The sequence below is a fragment of the Actinomadura sp. KC216 genome (assembly GCF_004348535.1).
GTDB lineage: Bacteria > Actinomycetota > Actinomycetes > Streptosporangiales > Streptosporangiaceae > Spirillospora.
Genome location: NZ_SMJX01000009.1, coordinates 1 through 19,673, shown reverse-complemented (window position 1 = coordinate 19,673; position 19,673 = coordinate 1). Strand labels below are relative to the sequence as shown.

The window sequence follows — 19,673 nt, the reverse complement described above, 5'->3', positions numbered from 1 at the left end:
ACGTGGCAGATGACGAACTGCCCGGTGAGGTGGATGGCGCAAGCCGGGCGTGCCGGAGTCAACGCAGTGCAAGGGACTCCGGCAGACGGCTGCGCCCCGGCGGCCAACGGGCCGCCGGTAGCACGAATGCAAGTGAAGGAAAGAACGCAGGTAGGAGAACACGGAAGGAGGACTCGGCACCATCGGGATCGCCCGTCGCAGGCTCCAGTCACGCCGCGCGGGTACCGCAGCCAAGAATCCGAAACGGTTAGCGGTCACGCATCCGCGATCCCGGCGCCCCCGCCACAGGCGGGCGGCGTGCACGACGACCGGCCCTGGCGCCGGACACATGGTGTTGTACCTCAAGGCCCCGGCGCCCGCGGTTTGGCGCCGGGGCTCCGTCATGTTCCCACCCGCGGACCCGAACTCTGAGAAGCACGCAGTACGGAAGGTTTTGTGAACCCAACCCGGCCGGCTCGGACCGGCAGCCACACCGAACACCAGGACCCGCAGGCCGCCCCGTCCCGCGCGGTGCAGAACGGCCTGGGCGACACCGGCGATACCGCCGACGACCTGCCCGGCGCCGCCCCGGCCGTCGAGCTGGACGACAAGCTGGACGACGAGGACTACCCCGCCTACAGCATGGGCCGCGCCGCCGACATGCTCGGCGTCACACCCGCGTTCCTGCGCAGCCTGGACGCCCCCAGACTGTTCGTCCCGCAACGCTCGGCAGGCGGACACCGCCGCTATTCCCGCTACCAGCTCCGCCTCGCCCAGCGCGTCCGAGACCTGGTCAACGAGGGAACCGCCCTGGACGCGGCCTGCCGCATCATCATCCTCGAAGACCAACTCGCCGAAGCACAACGCATCAACGCCCAGCTCCAGCAGCGCCGGGTGACAACGGAAAGCGACACGCCCGACTGACACATGTGATCGCCGGCGGGCCCGCAGCGGGATTGGTGCGGGCCGCACGGCGACCTGTCAAGGTCGCAGAGACGCCGGGCCCGTCCGCTCTCGCGGGGCGTGCCGCCGAAAGCCTCGCCGAGTATCGGACAGAGGCGGATACAACGCAGGAGGTTTGAATCCGGCCGCCAGAAAGCCTTCCCCTGTGGACGGAATCACTCAGTGTGAGGCTATCCGCGTCCCATACCCGCACCGTCCGTTCGTCGCTGCCGGTGACGGTGACCGTCTGGCCCTCTACCTGGCTTACGGCCACCGCGTACACCGGCCCGATGTGGCCGGTGAGCTGTTCACGAGGCTGTCGCCGCGTTCGACCTGGTCATATCTGAGGTCGGGACCTGCGTCCGCTCCCGGCAAGAACACGCTCACCGGCCCCTGCGCGGCCGGGGTCCCGGCGTCGCCGGGAGTGGTCTCGCTTCGACCGCGCCTCAGTTCGACCATGCTCGCGTTCGTCCTCCTCTGCATCGAGGGCGAAGCCAGAGCCTCGGTCGACCGCCGCGCGAAATCGGCGTGCTGGGACAGGAACCCGAGATGCCTGCCGCGAAGCTCCACCAGTTCTCGATCGGCCCACGTGGCCGAGCCGGTCGGCGCGGAAGAGCGTGATCTCGGGTGCTGCCGTTAGAGATTTCCTTGACGGAGAGGTGCCGCGTGCGTGAAGCCCGGTATGGATCATGCGCCGCGCCGGTTTCTGGCCGTGCCACTGGTGGCCGTCTTGGTTAGGGCCGGGTTTGCTGGTGGGAGGCTCGCGCCGCCGCCGCTGAAGGCACGTCTGGCTGCCGCGACCTGGGCCGAACGGGTCGTTGTGGGGCTGCCCGGTCATCTGGTGGAGGATCCGGAGACCGGAATCGCCCGGAGCCCGGTCCTGACCAGGGAACGGATGACGACATGTCCGCCGACCAGGATCGTGAATCACAGGGGTGAGATGGGTGATGGTGTCGGCGGCCAACCGGGGGCGGTGGCCCGCGGCTTGGCCGACACCGCGATGACGGTGATGGTGCTCCTGCCGATGAGACGGAGGATGACCTGCCGGAACCCCGTGGAACACACCGTCCGCGGCGGCGCGTCTGGCTACTCACTGTAATCGATGGTGCTCGTCGGACGCTGGTTTGCGGGCGGTGAGCAGGCGGGTCGGGACCCATGGACTGCCCCACCACGCGCGCCAGCCGAGGTCGCGCACGCCGATGTCCTGGGCGTTCAGCCGGGCCAGCACCGCAGCGTACTGGCGGGGGGTCCGCGCCAGGTCGGCGATCAGCAGGCGGCCGCCCGGCCGCAGCACCCGGTAGGCCTCGGTGATCGCTTGGGCGCGGGCGTCCGGGCCGAAGATGGTGTGCACCGTCATGCTGGACACCACCAGGTCGAAGCTTGCCTCCGCGTAGGGGAGTCTGCGCAGGTCGCCCCCGTGCACGTGAACGCGGTCGGCGACGCCTTCGGCGCGGGCGTTGCGCAGGGTCGCCGCCGGGGTGTTGCCGGACTGCTGCAGCCCGCGCCACAGGTCCACGCCGACCGCCCGGCCCTGGGGGAGGCGCCGGGCGGCGGCCAGCAGGACGGCGCCGCGTCCGCAGCCGAGGTCGAGCAGCCGTTCGTCGCCACGCAGGTCCAGCTCGTCCAGCACGTCCCGCCAGACCAGGAACTTGCCGCGCAGTGTGGTGTGCAGGCTCAGGGCCAGGCATCCCGCCAGTAGGGTGCCGGAGACCAGCGCGGGCAGCGCGGCGGCTAGGTCGGCGGTGGCCGTCATCACCAGCCCGGTCACCCAGAACCCCAGCACGACCAGGCCCATGAAGCCGAACCCGTAGGGCGCATCCATCCCGTATCGCGCGCCAGGCATCCCGCCACTCTGCCACGAACCGGCCGCTCGGGGGCCCGCTACGACGCACTGATCCACCGCCGACCAGCCCGCCGCCGAGTACCCGGCACCGTGGCGACGCCGCCCCGGTCTTCATCGGCGGCGGAGACGCGTGGACGGGCGCCGGGCTGAGCGCGTGCCCGGACCCGGCGCTCACGCTGGACGCCGACGACCACGGGCAGGAGGCCGCGCTGCGCGTGGCACGGCAGCCGGTGATTTACCTGAAACGGCCCGGCGGCCAGAGCCAGTTCAACGTTTCACTCGACCCGGTCTGCACAGTCATGGGACAGGCTGTAGCCGCAACCGCGCCGGCGACGGCGCTCTCATCAAAGGCCTCACCGAACCCGGGGGCTCCCCGCACTGATCGGCCTCCCCGGGCCGACGCCAGCATCGTCATGCAGCGCTAGGCCATGCTCAAGCCCACAAGACCACCGGCTAACCACCGCCACCGCGTGCCCCCGCCCTGGAACTGCTCAACAACCGACAACAAAGAACACACTCTTCTGCCTCTGGTCGGGCGCGCTGACCAGCAGGTGGCGGGCAAGCCTGCCGCCGGAGGCTACTGGGGTGGGGCCGTGGGGCGGCGGGCGAACAGGATTGCGCCTGGCTTTGGCTCGTCGGGGTTCAGCAGGTGCTGTGCCTCTAGGGTGAAGCCCGCCTCGCGGAGCCAGTCGGCCACGCGGGACGGTTGGCGGTAGTGCACATACGCCTGGACGGGCTGGTCGCCGTCCCCACTGGTCTCGAGCTTTGATTCGTCCCCGACGTGGAAACCCACGGCCAGTACTCCGCCGGGTCGTAGGACTCGGTGGAACTGGTCGAGTACGCCCGGAACCGCCTCGTCGGGGATGTAGATCAGCGACCACCAGGCGAGCGCACCGGTCAGAGAGGCGTCGGCGAGGTCCAGGGCGGTCATGGAGCCGACCTCGAACCGCGCGCCGGGGTGCTCGCGGCGGGCGATCTCGATCATCGCGGGGGACAGGTCGATGCCGAACGCGTCCGCGCCCAGCTCCCGCAGCAGGGCGGTGGTGTGCCCCGGCCCGCAGCCCACATCGGCGACGGGTCCGCCGCCGATCGCGCGAACCAGGTCGGCGAACAGCACCACCCCCGCGCGAACGTGGAGCAGCCTGTCGAGCAGGTCGCGGGTCTCGTCGGCATAGCCGACCGCGAGGGCGTCGTAGGCGTTCCGGGTATCGCTCAACCAGCTCATCAAAGGACCGTAACCCTTCCAACCGGTTGAGCCGTAGACGTGGCCGCCGAGTGACCCCACACCACGGCAGGGCCGTTCTGCAAGGGTGTAGGGGCGTTTTTGGGGTAGTCGCGTCCGGAGATGAGGGCGAGGGCGCGGGCGGTGGCGGCGAGGCCGAGGGTGGCGCGGGGGCTGGCGCCGATCTCGATGACGCCGCGCTGGTCGGGTTCGCGGGGTGGTGGCCCGTCCATGTCGGTGGTGTTCGTCGGTCGGGGAGCGGCTGGGGTCGCACGCTCTGTCGAACCCGTATCTGCGGCATGTTGGAGGCGGCTTAGCGCCGCTTATGTCAGCACGCGACGGGGGGACCATTGCCGTGCGTGTAAGTAGGTGCATGTTGTGCTGCACTTTGGGGCGCCTCCGGCAGGATTCGAACCTGCGGCACCCGCTTTAGGAGAGTGACCTCGGTCGTGGGGCCCAGGTTGGCCATGGTGGGTTTGGCAAGGTCAGCGTGGCTGCGCGGGGGTCCTTCGTGTGGGCTCGTTGGGTCTCGTGGGGCGCAGAAGGGCGCCGTTTGTGCCATCACGGTGCCATCACTGGACGCTCCTCGCGGACCGCCGACAAGGTTCGGCGCGTGTGTGGAGCCTGTGCGTGAAAGGTCGCGGTCGCGGCTTCAGGCGGGCCCCGGACGTGGTGGCAGGGCCCGCCGGTCCGGGCTTCGTGCGTCCGGCTGCTGTGCTCTCAACTTGGGTCTTGATCTTGCCAGGGGTTCCGTGTAGTCGGTGGGAGCGCGGCCAGTCGACACGATTCCGCTGCGACGGCGGCGTGCTGCTCTAGGCCGTCCCCGACGTCACCGCCGACGGTTGGCGGAGTATCGGTTCGGCGCAGGGGAGGGGCGAAGGCACGGCTCACTTCAGGCACGTGTGGTTCGGTCCTCGAGCGGGCGGTGGGTGTCCGGTGAGCTGAGCGCACTCCGCTGCTTGATGACGGGTCGGCCGCACCCCGACGCCTGGCCTGCCCTCGAGTGGGACAGTCGCGCAGGAACTCGGTCATCCTGAGAGTGGAGATGGTGCCCGTGCCGCACTCGCCGCGCGTTGGATCTTGTAGTCGTGCCACGTGGTCGGGCTCTCGATTAGCACGGCTCACTGTCTGCACACCTGCGCATGGCGGACGGGTGACAACGTCCGCTCATGCCGATGTGCGGATGTCATTCGTTGAGTGTGGCGCTGGGGTGCTCCAGCGCCCAGGTGCAGATGGCGGCTAGCGGCTGCTGGAGGGTTTTGCCGAGTGCGGTCAGGGCGTACTCGACATGCTGTGGGGCGGTGTCTTTGAGCACCCGTCGTTCGACCAGCTCGTCACGTTCCATGTTCCGCAGGGTCTCGGTCAGGACCTTTTGCGTGATGCCGGGTAGCCTGCGGCGCAGTTCGGCGTGCCGCTGCGGTCCGGCGAGCAGCGCGTAGATCAGCAGGATCCGCCACTTGGCCGCCAGTCGCTCCAGCGCCTGACGGGTCGCGCAGCTTTCTTCCAGGACGTCGGGTATCACCAATGCCAAGGGGGCTCCCGTGTGGAGGGCACTTCAAAGTGCCTTCTGGCCGGTTCAAGATCAGGGTGCCTAGTGTCCCAGTCATGACAGAGCTTAGGGTCCACACGTACACGGCGGCAGAGCCCGGGATCTTCGTCAACAGCTATCTGCTGGAGACGGCGGACGGCGTGGTCCTTGTCGATGCCGGGTTGCTGGTGTCCGACGCGCGGGCACTGGCCGCGCGGGTCGTGGCGTTGCGCAAGCCGCTGGTCGCGGCGTTCGTGACGCATCCCCACCCGGATCACTTCAACGGGCTGCCCTATGCGGTCGGCGAGGGAGTACCGGTCTATGCGACGACATCGGTCGCCAAGGTGATCGAGCAGACCGCAGCTGCCAAGCGGGAGCAGTGGCAGCCCACCTACGGCGACGAGTGGCCGGACCGGTTCCGGGTGCCGGACCATCTGCTGGACGGCGGCGGCACCGTCGACGTCGCCGGACTGCGAGTCCAGGTGCACGACGTCGGAGCCGCTGAGAGCCATGCCGACTCCTATCTCCTCGTCGAGGCCGGCGAGAAGCGGAACGCCTTCATAGGCGACCTGGCTTTCGACGGCGTGCACTCCTACACGGCGGACGGTCATTCCGGTGCGTGGCTGGAGACGCTCGACCGGCTGGTGGACGAGCTGGCCGGGGTGCCGCTGTATCCGGGACACGGCGCGCCCGGCGACCTGGGCCTGCTGACCCGTCAGCGGCAGTACCTGCTCATGTACCGGGAGGCGGTGGGACACTTGGCTGCCGGTGCACCGAGTCTGAGCGAGGCGCAGAAGCTGGAGCTGACACAGACCATGACCCGTTTCCTGCCGGAGGCGCCCCTGAACTGGCTCGTCGGCCTGGGTGCGGACGCCGTTGCCGCCGAACTCGCCGCCTGACCTTCAATCGACGCCCGGGAGGGCTCATGGCCGCTGTGAAAACGGAACGAATCACCTTCAGCAGCGAACGCATCGAGCTGGTGGGCGAGCTCCGGTTCCCGGACACCGAGGATCCGCGACCCGCCGTCGCGCTCACCGGCCCCTTCACCGGGGTGAAAGAGCAAGTCCTCCGCACCTACGCCGAGCTGCTCGCGCATGCCGGGCTCGTCACGCTCGCCTTCGACCACCGGGGCTTCGGGGAGAGCGGCGGACGCCGCCAGCATGAGGACGGTCAGGGAAAGCTGGCCGACCTCAGGGCCGCGGTCGGCGTGCTGGCCGGCCGGCCCGAGGTGCGTCCGGCCCAGATCGGCGTGGTCGGTATCTGCCTCGGCGGCGGCTATGCGGTGCTTGCCGCCGCCACGGACTCCCGCGTGAGGGCCGTGGCAGGAATCGCGGGAGCCTACAACAGCCCGGCTCGGATCGCCCAGGCCATGGGCGTCGACTCCTACCGGTCTGCACTCGGCGGCTTCCTGGACCGGTACGACGAGTACATACCCGCCGTGGCGCCCGATGACGGCGAGGCCGCGATGGTGGGCGATGAGCCATACGCCTATTACGGCACGGCCCGGTCCGCCTCGCCGTACTGGCGCAACGAAGTCACCAGAGGATCGCTCCACTCCCTGATGACCTTCGACGCTCTCGGCGCGGCGAGCCTTCTGGCCGCCACCCCGCTACTGATCGTCCATGGAAGGACCGACGCCTACTGCTCGCCCGAGCTGGCTCGGGAGCTCTACAGACGCAAGCCGGGCGACAAGGAGATCCTCTGGATGGACGTCGACCAGCACATCGACCTCTATGACAGAGAACCACACGTCAGCCAGGCCGCCCAGGCGACCGCCGACTTCCTCCACCACAACCTCAGCGCCTGACAACCGGGAACGACGAGCACCCCGTTCCAGACCAAGGCGCCAACCGGCACCACTGCAACAACCCATGCCGAAAACGTCATGCTGGACGCGACTGACAGGGCCGTCCCGTCCACCCCACAGCTGCTCAAGCGACAGCCGTCCGCACATGCCGCTTGTGGTCGGTGGGGTTGTGCTACGGCCATCGCTGATGGCACGGCGCGTCTGGTCGCTGCCCGTGGCTTGGGCGTGCCTATCGCTTCGGCATCGTGAACGCCCAGCACCGTGAACGCCCAGCACCGTGAACGCCCAGCACCGTGAACGCCCGGCACCGTGAGCTTTGGCGGTGAGTACCGCAACGGCACTTAGCCGCGCGTCGGGTGCCTGCGTTTATTATCCGCCGCCGCGGTAACCCGACGGCATGGCAGACATCTGCGAGCAACTCGCTATAGCTGCGCAGGAGGCCGCACGGCTTGCCCGCGGCGTGAACTCGACACAGCTCACCGACCGCACGCCGTGTCCGGAATATGACCTGCGCGCGCTGGCCGCGCACCTTATGCAGGAGATCGTTCTGCACAGCTGGGATCTGGCCGCCGCGACGCGGCAGGTCCCGAGGTTCCCCGATGAGGTCGCGGCCACGGTGCTGCGGTGGCTCGAACACGAACAGGACGCCAAGCGGGCTGATGACTGGTACGAGCGTCCGGTGCCGACGGCCAGCACCTCGGTCCTGGACCGCGCGGTGGCCCTATCGGGACGCGACCCAAAGTGGCGGGCCACTTCACTCAACGCGGAGGCCACCTGAGCGCCGTTGCGGCATTAACCTGTGATCTTCGCGGTGGGTGTGATGCGGGCTGAGTCAGTTGGTTGATGTGTGTGATTCCTTATGCTGAGTGGGCGGCGAAGTTGGGTTCTCTTCTGTGCTGACCCGTCAACGACTTTCTTCGTAGGGTTTTCGTTGTCGGAGCATAGGATCGCGTGGAGGCTGTTGCGTGATCCGGGGACTTCTTCGCGCCTGACGGTGACCTTCGGTCACGTGGGGTGGGCCGAGATCAGGTCAGAGTATGCGTCGAGATATTCCTGAACCCTGGGGTCGGGAAGTGGCGCTGTCCCGGCCCAGGTCGGCATGGTGTGTCACCTTGCACGCCAGGGCGGTTCACTGCCTGAAATCGTTGTTGAACGCGCCGCTGGTCCCCCAAGGGGGTGTTCACGTGGAGTTCGCTGCGGGCCGTTCCGCTATTACATTGAGGCTGTCCAGCGCGTCGACGCGCTCATCCTCGTGTTCATCGAACACGACCAGGCGGGGCCGGCCGCCCCGGGCCGTCCCGGCCCCGCCGCTGATTCCCCGGCTGGTCCGCGCTGGTCGCTGGCGAGGGCATCCGGTGGCCTGCGGTGAGCGCTGATTCCGCCCTGACCGTCGAGATGTCCGACCTGGACGGCTATGCCGTGGTCGCCGCCGCAGGATCGGTCGACACTCTCACCCATCCGGTGCTGGCCGAGCATCTCGGCCGGGCGATCGAAGCGACCCGGCTGGCGGTCATCGTGGACATGTCCGGCGTGCATTTTTGCGACTCCAGTGGCCTGAACGCCTTCGCCCGGGCCGACATGCGCGCTGGCTCTCGCGGCATCAGCCTGATCGCTGCCGGATTGCAGGACCGTGTCCACCGCGTCTTCACCACGACCGGCATTGTCCACGGCGTCTACTTGATGTCCGACGTGCACAGCGCCGTGCGCTGGCTGGAGACCGGCACCAACGGCCCCGCCCTCTACCTGACCTGAGAAGAGGGGGCGGCTGCCGGACCGAGCGCGATACGGCGTGGAGCAGTAGCGCGTGTTTGGGTGCGGCGGGCAAAATGGGCGATCTCATCCGGCGGGCGCTCCGGCAGGAAGCCAAGGTCGGGCCGCGAACGGTGTCGGTGCCGCTCCGACCGGTCACGCGGACGGGCGGGGCCCCGCGGCCCGGCGGAGCCGGTTGGCGATCCAGCCCCAGCCCCTCCTCCACTGGTAAGGAGGCGACGATGAGGTCGCACCCCTGCTCGTCGAGCTCGCGCAAGAAGGCGTACAGCCCGCGCGCGTAGGCGGCCATCGAGCCGGGGAGGGAAACCACGGCGTGCGCCCTGACCGCACGCTCTGTGAAGGAGGGGGTGCCGGTGAAGGAGGGGGGAACGAGCACGCCCACCCGGTGCCCCAACTCCTGCGCGAGTTCGGCTTCGGCGATGACCTTCTCGGGCTCGACCAGGACGACCCGCGCCCGCGGCGCGTAGTGGGAGGGATACTGGCCGGGCACCCGGACGCGGCTGGTCGACGGGACCGCGAGCGGGCGCCCCAGTACCGTTTCGAGGTCTTCGCGCGTCACTCCGCCGGGCCGCAGGATGCTCGGGGCCCCGCCCGTGGTGTCACCTGTGGTGTCGAGGCCGGTGAGGTCGAGGATGGTGGACTCGACGCCGACCTGGCAGGGGCCGCCGTCCAGCACGAAATCGACGGCATCCCCAAGCTCGGCACGGACGTGGCCGGCCGTGGTGGGGCTGACCGAGCCGAAGCGGTTGGCTGAGGGGGCCGTGAGACCGCCGCCGAAGGCCGACAGCAGCGCGAGTGCGACGGGGTGGTCGGGTACCCGCACGGCCACCGTCTCCAGACCACCGGTCGCTTCCAGAGGCACCCGGGGATCGCGCCTTAGCACCAGCGTGAGTGGTCCCGGCCAGAAGCGTTCGGCCAGCAGGCGCGCGGTCGCGGGCACCTCGGCGACCCACTGGTCCAGGTGCTGGGCGCCGCCGATGTGGACGATCAACGGGTGGGACGGCGGACGCCCCTTGACGGTGAAGGTACGCGCGACCGCGGCGCTGTCGGTGGCGTCGGCGCCCAGACCGTAGACGGTCTCGGTCGGGAAGGCCACCAAACCGCCCGCGCGCAGCACACCGGCCGCCTTCTCGATGTCACTGCTGCTCGCCGTCACCCTGGGATCCTCCCACCGTTGCGTTCCCCCTTCTCACCGCGGCGGCTTGCCCGGCCGTGAACGGGGCGGAGCTCTCGTTCAGCCGCCCGACGGGGCGGGGCCTCGGGCCTGCCGGAACTCCTCGGCCGCCCCCTGGAGCTTGCGGACCGCATCGGCCAGCCGCCCCCGTGCCGCGACCGCCCGCAGATACCCCGCGTCCGAACGCGCATCTGCTTCGCCCTGACCGGCCCGCACGGCGACGTCCCGGCCGATCCCCTCGCATCACCCGGTGACCTGCCCGAGCGCCACATCGGCGGCCGCCACCGCCTCGGCGAGCGCCTGCGCCGCCAACTCCTCCTGCGTCACCGCGCGCGGCGGCGCTGGGTGGTGAGGGCGATCTGGTCGGCAAGCGCGGCCAGGCGGACGAGCCCGGGCGGACGGCGCTAGGGCTGGAACCGGGTGATGCGAGTGATGAGCCGGTCGCGCTCCCGAGCGGGGAGGAACGCGGCCTCCGCGGCCCGGATGTTGTAATCGCGGAGCTCGTGGAAGCCGACGTTCAGTTCGGTGTTGAGCAGGGTCGTCTCCTGGCTCAGGCTCGTCCGGCTCATGAGCCGGTTGTCGGTGTTGATCGTCGTCTTGATCCCGCAGCGGGTCATCATGGCGATCGGATGGTCGCGCACCGTCTCGACGCCGCCGGTGTGCGCGTTGGACGAAGGGCAGCACTCGACCGTGATGCCCAAGTCGGCCACCAGCTTCGCGACGGTTCCGTCGACTGGTTCGGCGCCCTCGGTCAGCTCCCGTCCCAGCGTGACACCGTGTCCGATGCGCTTAGCGTGCAGGAGCTCGATCGCCTGCCGGATCGATTCGGTGCCGTCCGCCTCGCCCGCGTGGATCGTCGCGGGCACGCCGGCCTGGAAGGCGCGTTCGAACTGCTCGGCGTGGGCCGCGGCCGGGTGGCCCAGTTCCGGGCCCACCAGGTCGACGGCGACGATCAGGCCCTGCTCCCACGCGGCGATGGCGGCGTCCATCGTGTCGTCGTCGATCGGCAGGTCTCGCTCCACGCAGGCGATGAGGCGGACGTCGATGTCGCCGCCGTCGGCCCGGACGGCGGCGACTCCGGCCCGCAGGCCGTGCGCCGCGGCGCGGAGTGCGCCGAGCATCGTGAGGCCGGCCGCCACGTGCATCTGCGGTGCGAAGCGGACCTCCGCGTAGATCACGCCGTCGGCGGCGAGATCCTCCACGGCTTCGTAGGCGACGCGTTCCACGGTGGCGACACTCTGCATGAAGCCGTAGGTGTAGCGGAATCCGTTGAGGTAGGACGCCAGGCTCCCGGAGTTGGCGTTGTCGGCGAACCACTGGGCGAGGAGGCGGGGCCCGCTGACCGGCAGCGGTACACCCGCCTCGGCCGCGAGGTCGAGAACGGTCTCCGGCCGGAGGCCACCGTCCAGATGATCATGGAGCAGCACCTTCGGCAGGGCCTTGATCTTGTCGGACGGCAGGGGCGCCGGTGCGGGCCGGCTGCCCGGTGATTGAGATCGCATCGCCGGATCATCGCAGGATCTCCGCTTAACAGACAAGTGCTTGCCAGTTGCCAGTTATCTGTGTAGCGTGCGGCCACCGGTCGCCGCGTTCCGGTCGGCAAAGACGAATGCGGACGCCGTACAAGATCTGAGGAGGGCTCATGCCCAGACTTCGAACGGCGGGGGCGGCGGCGGTCGCCATGCTCATGGCCGTGGTGCTCGCCGGATGCGGCGGTTCCGGCGGCTCTGCCGCGACATCCGGCACCGGGCCCGCCTCGGCCGGCAAGAAGCAGTCGACGGTCAAGGTCGGGGTGGTGTACGACATCGGTGGCCGCGGAGACAAGTCGTACAACGACGGCGTCGGCGCGGGCATCGACTCGCTGAAGCGAGAGCTCGGCATCCAGGTGAAGGAACTCAGCCCCAATGCCGGCGGAACCGACCGCCAAGAGCTGCTCCGGCTGCTCGCGGAATCCGGCCACAACCCGATCATCTGCGTCGGCTTTCTCTTCCAGGACCCGGTCAAGAAGCTCGCCTCCGCCTACCCGAAGACCCGGTTCGCCGTCATCGACGACGACTCCGTGAAGGCACCGAATGTGACCGGGCTGGTCTTCAGCGAGGAGCAGGCGTCCTATCTCGTCGGCGCCGCCGCCGCCCTGAAGAGCAAGACCGGCCACATCGGATTCGTGGCCGGGGTGCAGACGCCGCCGCAGCAGAAGTTCCAGGCGGGGTACGAGGCCGGTGCCCGCAAGATCGACCCGCGTATCAAGGTCGACGTCAAGTACCTGACGCAGCCCCCGGACTTCTCCGGGTTCTCCTCCCCGGACAAGGCGAAGGAGGCCGCCAAGGGCATGTACGACGGCGGCGCCGACGTCGTGTACCACGCCAGCGGCGCGTCGGGACGCGGGGTCTTCCAGGCCGCGGTCGCCGCGGGCAAATGGGCCATCGGCGTCGACAGCGATCAGTACCACACCGTGGAGGCCGCACAGAAGCCCCATGTGCTCAGCAGCGCAGTGAAGAGCCTGGACGTGGCCGTGTCGAAGTTCGTGAAGGACTACGCGGACGGACGGCCGCAGTCGGGCAGCGTCCGGTTCGGCCTGGCGGAGAACGGCGTCGGCTATTCGACGTCCGGCGGGTTCATCGACGACGTCGAACCCCGGCTGGAAGCGCTCAAGAAACAGATCATCGCCGGCCAGATCACGGTGCCGACCACGCCATGAACAGCGCGGCAGCCGCGGTGTTGCAGGCCGCGAACATCAGCAGGCGGTATCCCGGCGTGCTGGCCAACGACGACGTGTCCCTGACCGTACGAGCCCGCGAGATCCACGCGATCGTCGGAGAGAACGGCGCCGGGAAGTCCACGCTGATGAAGATCCTCTACGGCGAGGAGCGGCCTGACCGGGGGACCCTGAGCATGGCCGGCCGACAGGTGCGGTTCGCCACGCCCCGGGCCGCGATCGCCGCCGGCATCGGCCTGGTCCATCAGCACTTCATGCTCGCCGACAATCTGCTGGTCTGGGAGAACGTGGTCCTCGGCGCCGAGATCCGGCGCCGGGGGCTGCTGGACCGGGCGTCCGCGCGCGCCTGGATCACCCGGATCGGCGATTCCCACGGGCTCTCGGTGGACCCCGATCGCGCCGTGGGCGACCTCGGGGTCGGTGAGCGGCAGCGCGTGGAGATCATCAAGGTGCTGTACCGGGACGCCAAGGTGATCATTCTCGACGAGCCGACGGCCGTCCTGGTGCCGGACGAGGTGGACCGGCTGCTTGACAGCCTGCGGAGCCTCCGCGAGCGCGGGATATCCGTGCTGTTCATCTCTCACAAGCTTGACGAGGTGCTGGCCGCCGCGGACCGGATCACCGTCATGCGCGCCGGGCAGGTGGTCGGCACCGTCGATCGCGCGGACGCGACGAAGGCCCTCCTCGCCGAAATGATGGTCGGCGGGCGGCTGCCCGCCGTTCCGGCACGCGGCACCGCGCCCCGGGACACGGTCGGACTACGACTGCACGACCTCACCGTCACGGCGGACGGCCGGTCGCCGGTCGAGAAGGCGTCGCTGACCGTGCACGCGGGGGAGATCGTGGGCTTGGCCGGTATCGAGGGCAACGGACAGAACGAGGTACTGGACGCCGTACTCGGCCTCCTGCCGGTGCGGGCGGGCACCATCTTGCTGGACGAGCGGGACATCACGATGCTCGGCGTCGTCGAACGGCGCCGGCTCGGGCTGGCGTCCATCGCCGCGGACCGCCAGCGGCACGGAATGCTGCTGGGCGCGGCGCTGTGGGAGAACCTGCTGCTCGGCAACGAGCGGCTGCGGGCGGCGTTCAAGCCCTGGCGGATCGATCGGCGGGCCGTCCAGCACGCCACCGAGGCGGTCCTGCGCACCTACGGGGTGAAGGCGCCCGGCCCGGCCACGCCCGCCTACGCCCTGTCCGGAGGGAACCAGCAGAAGTTCGTCTTCGGCCGCGAGATGTCGACGCGTCCGAAGGCCCTGCTGGCCGCCCACCCCACCCGTGGCGTCGACGTCGGGGCCCAGGCTCAGCTGTGGCAGCACTTGCGGGACGCCCGGGACCAAGGGCTCGCCGTTCTGCTGGTGTCCGCGGATCTGGAGGAGCTCATCGCCCTCTCCGACACGATCTACGTCGCGTTCTCGGGTCGCATCAGCGATCCGATCCCGGCGGACCGGCTCACACCTCGGCGGCTGGGCTCGCTGATGACGGGCCGTCCCGACGACGAACTCCAGCCCACCGGCGCCGTTGCCGCTTCCGGTGGTGGAACAGCCGTCGACGTCGTTGACACCATTGACGCCGGAAGTGGTCCACCCGGTGCAAGCGCCGCTGGTGACGGCGCCGCCGGCCCCGGTCACGTCCCTGGGAGCCCCGGTCACGTCCCCGGGAACGGCGACGGGGACCGGCGGTGAGCGGCGTGACCCGGCGCGTCGCGCTGAGCGCCGCCGCCCCGGTGTCGGCGGCGCTGCTGGCGACGGCCATCGCCGCGTTGGTGCTCGGCCTGTCGGGGCATCCGCCGTTGCCCACCTTCGCCATGATGATCGACTACGCGCGGACCCCCGAGTCGATCGTCTCCGCGCTCAACCGCGCCGTGCCGTACTTCCTCGCCGGGCTCGCCGTCGCCGTCGGGTTCCGCATGAAGCTGTTCAACATCGGTGTCGAAGGGCAGTACCAACTCGGGGCGCTGTCCGGCGCGGCGCTAGGCGCCGTCGTCCACCCGCCGGGCGCGCTGCACATCGCCTTCATCGTGGTGATCGCCGCGGCGGTCGGCGCGGCCTGGGCGGGCCTGGCCGGATGGCTCAAGGTCGCCCGCGGCGTCAACGAGGTCATCTCCACCCTGATGCTCAACTACATCGCCGTCGCCATCGCCGCGTACCTGCTGGCCAACCACCTCGCGTCCACGGCGGGCGCGAGCACCGGCACCGCGACCCGGCCCCTGCCCGAGAGCGCGCGGATGCCGTCCCTGAACTCGCTCGCCGGGGCGCTCGGGCTGTCGCTGCCGCCGACCGTCGCGCTCTGGGGCTTCCTGGGCATCGCGCTCGTCATCGGCGCCGGGGTGCACTACCTGCTGACGAGAACGTGGTACGGCTACCAGCTGCGCGCCACCGGCCTCAACGCACCGGCCGCCGAGGCCAACGGCATCGATCCGCGCCGCATGGTCGTCATCACCATGCTGCTATCGGGCGGCCTCGCCGGGCTCGCCGGGCTGCCGTATCTGCTCGGCCAGTCCCACAGCTACGGGCTCGACTTCCCGGCCGGCATCGGCTTCACCGGCATCGCCGTCGCCCTGCTCGGCCGCAACCGGCCCGCGGGCATCGCGGCGGCGGCGCTGCTGTTCGGCCTCCTGGAACGCAGCGCGCAGATCCTCGACCTGGACGGCATCCCCAAGGAGATCGCGACCATCATGCAGGGAGTCATCGTGCTGTCAGTGGTGATCGCGTACGAGGTCGTCAAGCGGAGCACCGCGCGGCAGGCCGCGCGGCTGGTCCGTGCCCGGTCGGCGGACTCCGCGCGCCCAGCCGAGCGGGCGGTGGCGCTGTGACGGCCGTCGCCCGGCGCGGCGCAGCGGCGTGGTTCCGCGTCGTCCCGATGCCGCGCATGCTCAGCCTGGCGGCGATCGGCCTGCTCATCGTCGCCACGGCCCACCAGATGGCCGGGGTGCCGTCCATGACCGGTTCGGGGCTGGTCGGAGCCGCGCTGCGGCTGGCCGTGCCGATCGGGCTCGCCGCCCTGGGCGCGTTGTGGAGCGAACGCGCCGGTGTCGCCAACCTCGGCCTGGAGGGCATGATGATCCTCGGCACGTGGAGCGCCGCCTGGGTCGGCGTGGCCCACGGCGTATGGCCGGGGGTCGTCGCCGGAGCCGTCGGCGGCGCGCTCGGTGGTCTCCTGCACGCCGTCGCCACGGTCACCTTCGGTGTCGACCAGGTGATATCCGGCGTCGCGATCAACCTCCTGGCACCCGGCCTCGTCCGTTACCTGTCGACGGTCAACTGGTCGAACCTGCCGCAGGCCGGGTCGACCCAGTCTCCACCGGTGCGCGGCGCGATCGGCTCCTTCACCGTCCCCGTGCTGGCGGGCGGCCGCGTCGGCGAATGGGACAGCCCCGACCTGCTCGGTGCGGTCGAACGCGGCGATCTGTTCATGCTGTCCGAGATGGCCGGCCTGCTGCGCGGTGTCGTGGCCGACGTCTCCTGGTTCACCCTGCTAGCAGTCGTCCTGTTCGCCGGGACCTGGCTGGTGCTGTGGCGCACGCCGTTCGGGCTCCGGTTGCGGTTCATCGGCGAGAACCCGGCGGCGGCCGACAGCTTGGGCGTCGCCGTCTACCGCGTCAAATACGTCGCGGTCGTCATCTCCGGCGCGCTCGCGGGTCTCGGGGGCGCCTTCCTGGTGACGGTGGCCAGCGGCCTCTACCGGGAAGGGCAGACCGCCGGCCGGGGCTACCTCGGGCTGGCCGCCATGATCTTCGGTAACTGGCGGGTGGGCGGTACGGCCACCGGCTCCCTGCTCTTCGGGTACTCCGACGCGCTTCAGCTTCGGGAGTCCGGCGCGGTGCGCGGCCTCATCCTCCTCACCGGACTGGCGCTCCTGGTGCTGGCCGGAGGTCTGCTGCTGCGCGGGCGGTACCGAGCGTCCCTGTCCTCGCTCGGCGTGGGGGTGGCGGGGATCGTGTTGTTCGGCCTCGTCGACCGGGTTCCGCCGCAGTTGGTGTACGCGACGCCGTACGCGGTCACTCTCGTCGTCCTGGTGGTCTCCGCGCGCCGGCTCAAGATGCCCGCGGCCAACGGGATCCCCTACCGCCGAAGGGAGGTCGACCGATGACGGCCGGGGGCCGGCTGGCGGGCTACCTGTCGACGTGGACGGCCGCGCCCGGAGAACTCGTCGGCGTACACGCCGCGCTGCTCGTTGATCGGCCGCGGGCCGGGGCCGCCGCCCCCGTCGCGGCGCCGTTCACCGTCGAACCGATCACGCTGGACGGAGGCGACCGGCCGGCGCGGGCCGAGGTAGATCACCGCACGCGGACGCTCACCGATGCCGTGCTGCCCACGGGCTCGTACATGCGGACCGGCGTCTGGGGACACGCCGGCGACGACATCAGCCTGCTGATGTGGCTGCGAACGGAGAATGCTGTACCCGGACGCCGGCAGACCTTGGCCGAGCTGGTCGAACACCCCGACCAGCCGGGCGCGGCGCCGCTCGGTCACACCCGCTGGAGCCTGGACGGCCGGGGCGGCGCCGTCATCGACGTCGCCGGGCACGCCACCGAAACCGGGATCCGGCTCGACGCCGGCACCTGGTATCTGCTGACCCTCGTTCGTACCGCTCGCGGAGCGGAACTGCTGCTTACCGACGAGCAGGGCGGCACCCGACGGGCAGTGGCCACCGGACCGGAGCGTCCCGCCGGAGCCGTCTCCCGTTGGGAGGTCACCATAGGCGCGCGTGCGACGGCGGGCGCCGCGCCGTCGGACACGTTCAACGGCCGGATCGAGGACCTCGTCATCCTCGGCCGAGTACTCCGGCGGGAGGAGGCCGAACGGTACGCCCGCGCCGAACCAGGCCCGGCCGCGCTCCTCGCCGGGGACGCGGCGACCATCGCCGGGTGGAACTTCGCCGACATCGCCGCCGGGACCGCCGCGGAGAGTGCGGGTCATCCCGGCGTCACGCACGGGAACGCGCGGGCGGCCGCCGCCCGGCCGCGCCTCTTCATCCTCAACCATCCGGCCGATGGCCTGCGCGGCCACGGCGGCGGCGCCGGCGGCGCGCTCCACCTGAGCTCCGACGATCTCGACGACGCCGGTTGGCCGCTCGTCGCCCGGGTACGGGTCGGCGCGCTGCAGGGCAGCGGAGTCCTCGGCGTACGCGTCGCGACCGCTCATGACCGCCTCGACCTGCCGCTCATCGTCAGCCCGTCACCTGAACAACGACCGGCACCCGGCTCCGCCGGCGACCGGCGACCGGCCAGGGCGCTGCTGCTCCTCCCCACCTTCACCTACCTGGCCTACGCCAACCACCGTCAACGCTCCGAGGAGTCATTCTTCGGCGACTATCAGACCGTCAGCGACCACCCCGTCGTCCTGGACGACGACAACACCTACCTGAACACCAACGAACGGCTCGGCGCCTCTCTCTACGACAGACGGGCCGACGGCACGGCCGCCGTCTACAGTTCACGGCTGCGGCCGATCCTCAGCATCGATCCTGACTACCGCTGGTGGCTGACCGGAGCCCACCGCCACTACCCGGCCGATCTGCGGTTCCTGCGCTGGCTGCGGCGCACCGGCCACCAGGTCGACGTGACCTCCGACGAGGACCTGCACGACCATGGCGCCGAACTGCTGTCCGGTTACCGCGTCCTCATCACCGGCGGCCATCCCGAATACGTCAGCGAGGAGATGCACGACGCGGTCACCGCCTTCACCCGGACCGGCGGCCGGCTGATGTACCTCGGCGGCAACGGCTTCTACTGGGTCGCGGCGCGCGCGGCAGGCGCGCCGCACCGGATCGAGGTCCGGCGCCGCGGCGACGGCGGCTGGTGGAGCGCCCCGGAGGGGGAGGCCACCATGGTCGCCAATGGACGGCCGGGTGGCCTCTGGTCGCTGCGCGGCCGACCACCCCACCACCTTCTCGGGGTCGCCTTCGCCGCACAGGGCTGGCCGCGCGCGAGCGGCTACCGGCGGCTGCCCGCGTCCTACGGCACGGCCGCCGCCTTCGTCTTCGCCGGCGTTCCCGACGAGGTCGTCGGCGAGTTCGGCCACGCCCTGCAGGGCGCGGCGGGCGACGAGATCGACGGCTTCCGCCCCGACCCGCGGCACCCGGACACGGTGCGGCTCGCCACGTCGGCGGGCCGTCACCCCCCGTTCTTCCTCGAAGCCGGCTCCGCCGACCTTGGGGACGCCATCGACTCTGGGGACGCCGATGCCTCGGACGCCGTACGAGCGGACATGACCCTGCGCAGCCTGCCCGGCGGCGGGGCGGTGTTCTCCGTCGGATCCATCACCTGGAACGCCAGCGTCACGTGGAACCACGGCCGCAACAACGTGGCCGCCATCACGAGGAACGTGCTGGAGCGGTTCCTCCACGGACCTTGACCGCGCTCCGTCCCCCTCCGCATATCACCGGAAGGACACATATGACCCTGGTCTACCTCGACCACGACGGCGGCCTCGACGATCTCGCCGCACTGCAACTCCTGCTGAGCTACCAGCACGTCACCTTGGTCGGCGTCGCCGTCACCCCTGCAGACTGCCTGCTCGAACCCGCGCTCTCCGTCACCGCGAAAATGCTGCGCCTCGCCCGGCGGGACGACATCCGCCCCGCACCCGGGATCCTGGAAGGACGGAACCCCTTTCCCATGGCCTGGCGGGTCGACAGCCTCCGCGTCGACCACCTTCCAATACTCAACTCGGCACCCCGCCCGTCCGCAG

At 70.4% G+C, this 19,673-nt stretch carries 16 protein-coding genes and 2 pseudogenes; 12 read left to right on the top strand and 6 right to left on the bottom strand.

Going from position 1 to position 19,673, the window contains the following annotated elements; translation table 11 throughout:
• Positions 1-621: 621 nt before the first annotated feature.
• Positions 622-903: a MerR family transcriptional regulator gene (locus E1264_RS02840; RefSeq protein ID WP_132169322.1), complete on the top strand. Its 282-nt coding sequence runs from the start codon at positions 622-624 to the stop codon at positions 901-903.
• Between the two features lie 688 nt (positions 904-1,591).
• Complete coding sequence (locus tag E1264_RS02835) at positions 1,592-2,020, top strand: hypothetical protein (RefSeq protein ID WP_132169244.1); 429 nt, start codon at positions 1,592-1,594, stop codon at positions 2,018-2,020.
• Here E1264_RS02835 and E1264_RS02830 read toward each other — a convergent pair.
• The 4 genes and pseudogenes from E1264_RS02830 to E1264_RS02815 form a co-directional block, all read right to left on the bottom strand.
• A complete protein-coding gene (locus E1264_RS02830) occupies positions 2,012-2,764 on the bottom strand; it encodes a class I SAM-dependent methyltransferase (RefSeq protein ID WP_207935681.1) in 753 nt (250 codons plus the stop codon). The two genes, E1264_RS02835 and E1264_RS02830, sit on opposite strands and share 9 nt — an antisense overlap.
• 577 nt (positions 2,765-3,341) lie before the next feature.
• Positions 3,342-3,989: a methyltransferase domain-containing protein gene (locus E1264_RS02825; RefSeq protein ID WP_132169242.1), complete on the bottom strand. Its 648-nt coding sequence runs from the start codon at positions 3,987-3,989 to the stop codon at positions 3,342-3,344.
• 104 nt (positions 3,990-4,093) lie between these two features.
• Positions 4,094-4,195 (bottom strand): annotated as a pseudogene (locus tag E1264_RS45055) (ATPase); the annotation flags it as partial.
• Positions 4,196-5,172: 977 nt separating this feature from the next.
• Positions 5,173-5,508, bottom strand: a complete 336-nt coding sequence (locus E1264_RS02815; protein ID WP_243710711.1) for a helix-turn-helix domain-containing protein — start codon at positions 5,506-5,508, stop codon at positions 5,173-5,175.
• Positions 5,509-5,591: 83 nt separating this feature from the next.
• On the opposite strand from E1264_RS02815, the gene E1264_RS02810 reads away from it, so the two are divergent.
• The 4 genes from E1264_RS02810 (at position 5,592) to E1264_RS02795 (ending at position 9,073) form a co-directional block, all read left to right on the top strand.
• Positions 5,592-6,413, top strand: a complete 822-nt coding sequence (locus E1264_RS02810; protein WP_165963933.1) for an MBL fold metallo-hydrolase — start codon at positions 5,592-5,594, stop codon at positions 6,411-6,413.
• Positions 6,414-6,439: 26 nt separating this feature from the next.
• Positions 6,440-7,321 (top strand): alpha/beta hydrolase, encoded by an 882-nt coding sequence (locus tag E1264_RS02805; protein WP_132169234.1) that lies wholly within the window; start codon positions 6,440-6,442, stop codon positions 7,319-7,321.
• 397 nt (positions 7,322-7,718) lie between these two features.
• A complete protein-coding gene (locus E1264_RS02800; protein ID WP_132169232.1) occupies positions 7,719-8,099 on the top strand; it encodes a hypothetical protein in 381 nt (126 codons plus the stop codon).
• A gap of 617 nt (positions 8,100-8,716) precedes the next feature.
• On the top strand, positions 8,717-9,073 hold the full coding sequence (locus tag E1264_RS02795) for an STAS domain-containing protein (protein ID WP_132169230.1): 357 nt from the start codon (positions 8,717-8,719) through the stop codon (positions 9,071-9,073).
• Here the strand turns inward: E1264_RS02795 and E1264_RS02790 are convergent.
• Together E1264_RS02790 and add are read right to left on the bottom strand one after the other, a co-directional pair.
• Positions 8,967-10,247 carry an L-threonylcarbamoyladenylate synthase gene (locus tag E1264_RS02790; RefSeq protein ID WP_243710706.1) on the bottom strand — a complete coding sequence of 427 codons (1,281 nt, stop codon included), beginning with the start codon at positions 10,245-10,247 and terminating at the stop codon, positions 8,967-8,969. The genes E1264_RS02795 and E1264_RS02790 overlap by 107 nt on opposite strands.
• 422 nt (positions 10,248-10,669) lie before the next feature.
• Positions 10,670-11,767: an adenosine deaminase gene (add, locus tag E1264_RS02785; RefSeq protein ID WP_132169228.1), complete on the bottom strand. Its 1,098-nt coding sequence runs from the start codon at positions 11,765-11,767 to the stop codon at positions 10,670-10,672.
• A gap of 140 nt (positions 11,768-11,907) precedes the next feature.
• Here add and E1264_RS02780 point away from each other — a divergent pair, with 140 nt between their 5' ends.
• From E1264_RS02780 to E1264_RS02755, 6 genes and pseudogenes are all read left to right on the top strand, one after another.
• Positions 11,908-12,963, top strand: coding sequence for a BMP family ABC transporter substrate-binding protein (locus E1264_RS02780; RefSeq protein WP_132169226.1), 1,056 nt, complete (start codon positions 11,908-11,910; stop codon positions 12,961-12,963).
• Positions 12,960-14,663: an ABC transporter ATP-binding protein gene (locus E1264_RS02775; protein ID WP_132169224.1), complete on the top strand. Its 1,704-nt coding sequence runs from the start codon at positions 12,960-12,962 to the stop codon at positions 14,661-14,663. Before E1264_RS02780 ends, E1264_RS02775 begins: the two co-directional genes overlap by 4 nt.
• Positions 14,660-15,793 carry an ABC transporter permease gene (locus E1264_RS02770; protein ID WP_132169222.1) on the top strand — a complete coding sequence of 378 codons (1,134 nt, stop codon included), beginning with the start codon at positions 14,660-14,662 and terminating at the stop codon, positions 15,791-15,793. The genes E1264_RS02775 and E1264_RS02770 overlap by 4 nt, the downstream gene beginning before the upstream one ends.
• Positions 15,790-17,070, top strand: a complete 1,281-nt coding sequence (locus tag E1264_RS02765) for an ABC transporter permease (protein WP_243710705.1) — start codon at positions 15,790-15,792, stop codon at positions 17,068-17,070. Before E1264_RS02770 ends, E1264_RS02765 begins: the two co-directional genes overlap by 4 nt.
• On the top strand, positions 17,067-19,337 hold the full coding sequence (locus tag E1264_RS02760) for a N,N-dimethylformamidase beta subunit family domain-containing protein (protein WP_132169220.1): 2,271 nt from the start codon (positions 17,067-17,069) through the stop codon (positions 19,335-19,337). Before E1264_RS02765 ends, E1264_RS02760 begins: the two co-directional genes overlap by 4 nt.
• Positions 19,338-19,378: 41 nt before the next feature.
• Positions 19,379-19,673: pseudogene (locus E1264_RS02755) on the top strand (nucleoside hydrolase); the annotation flags it as partial.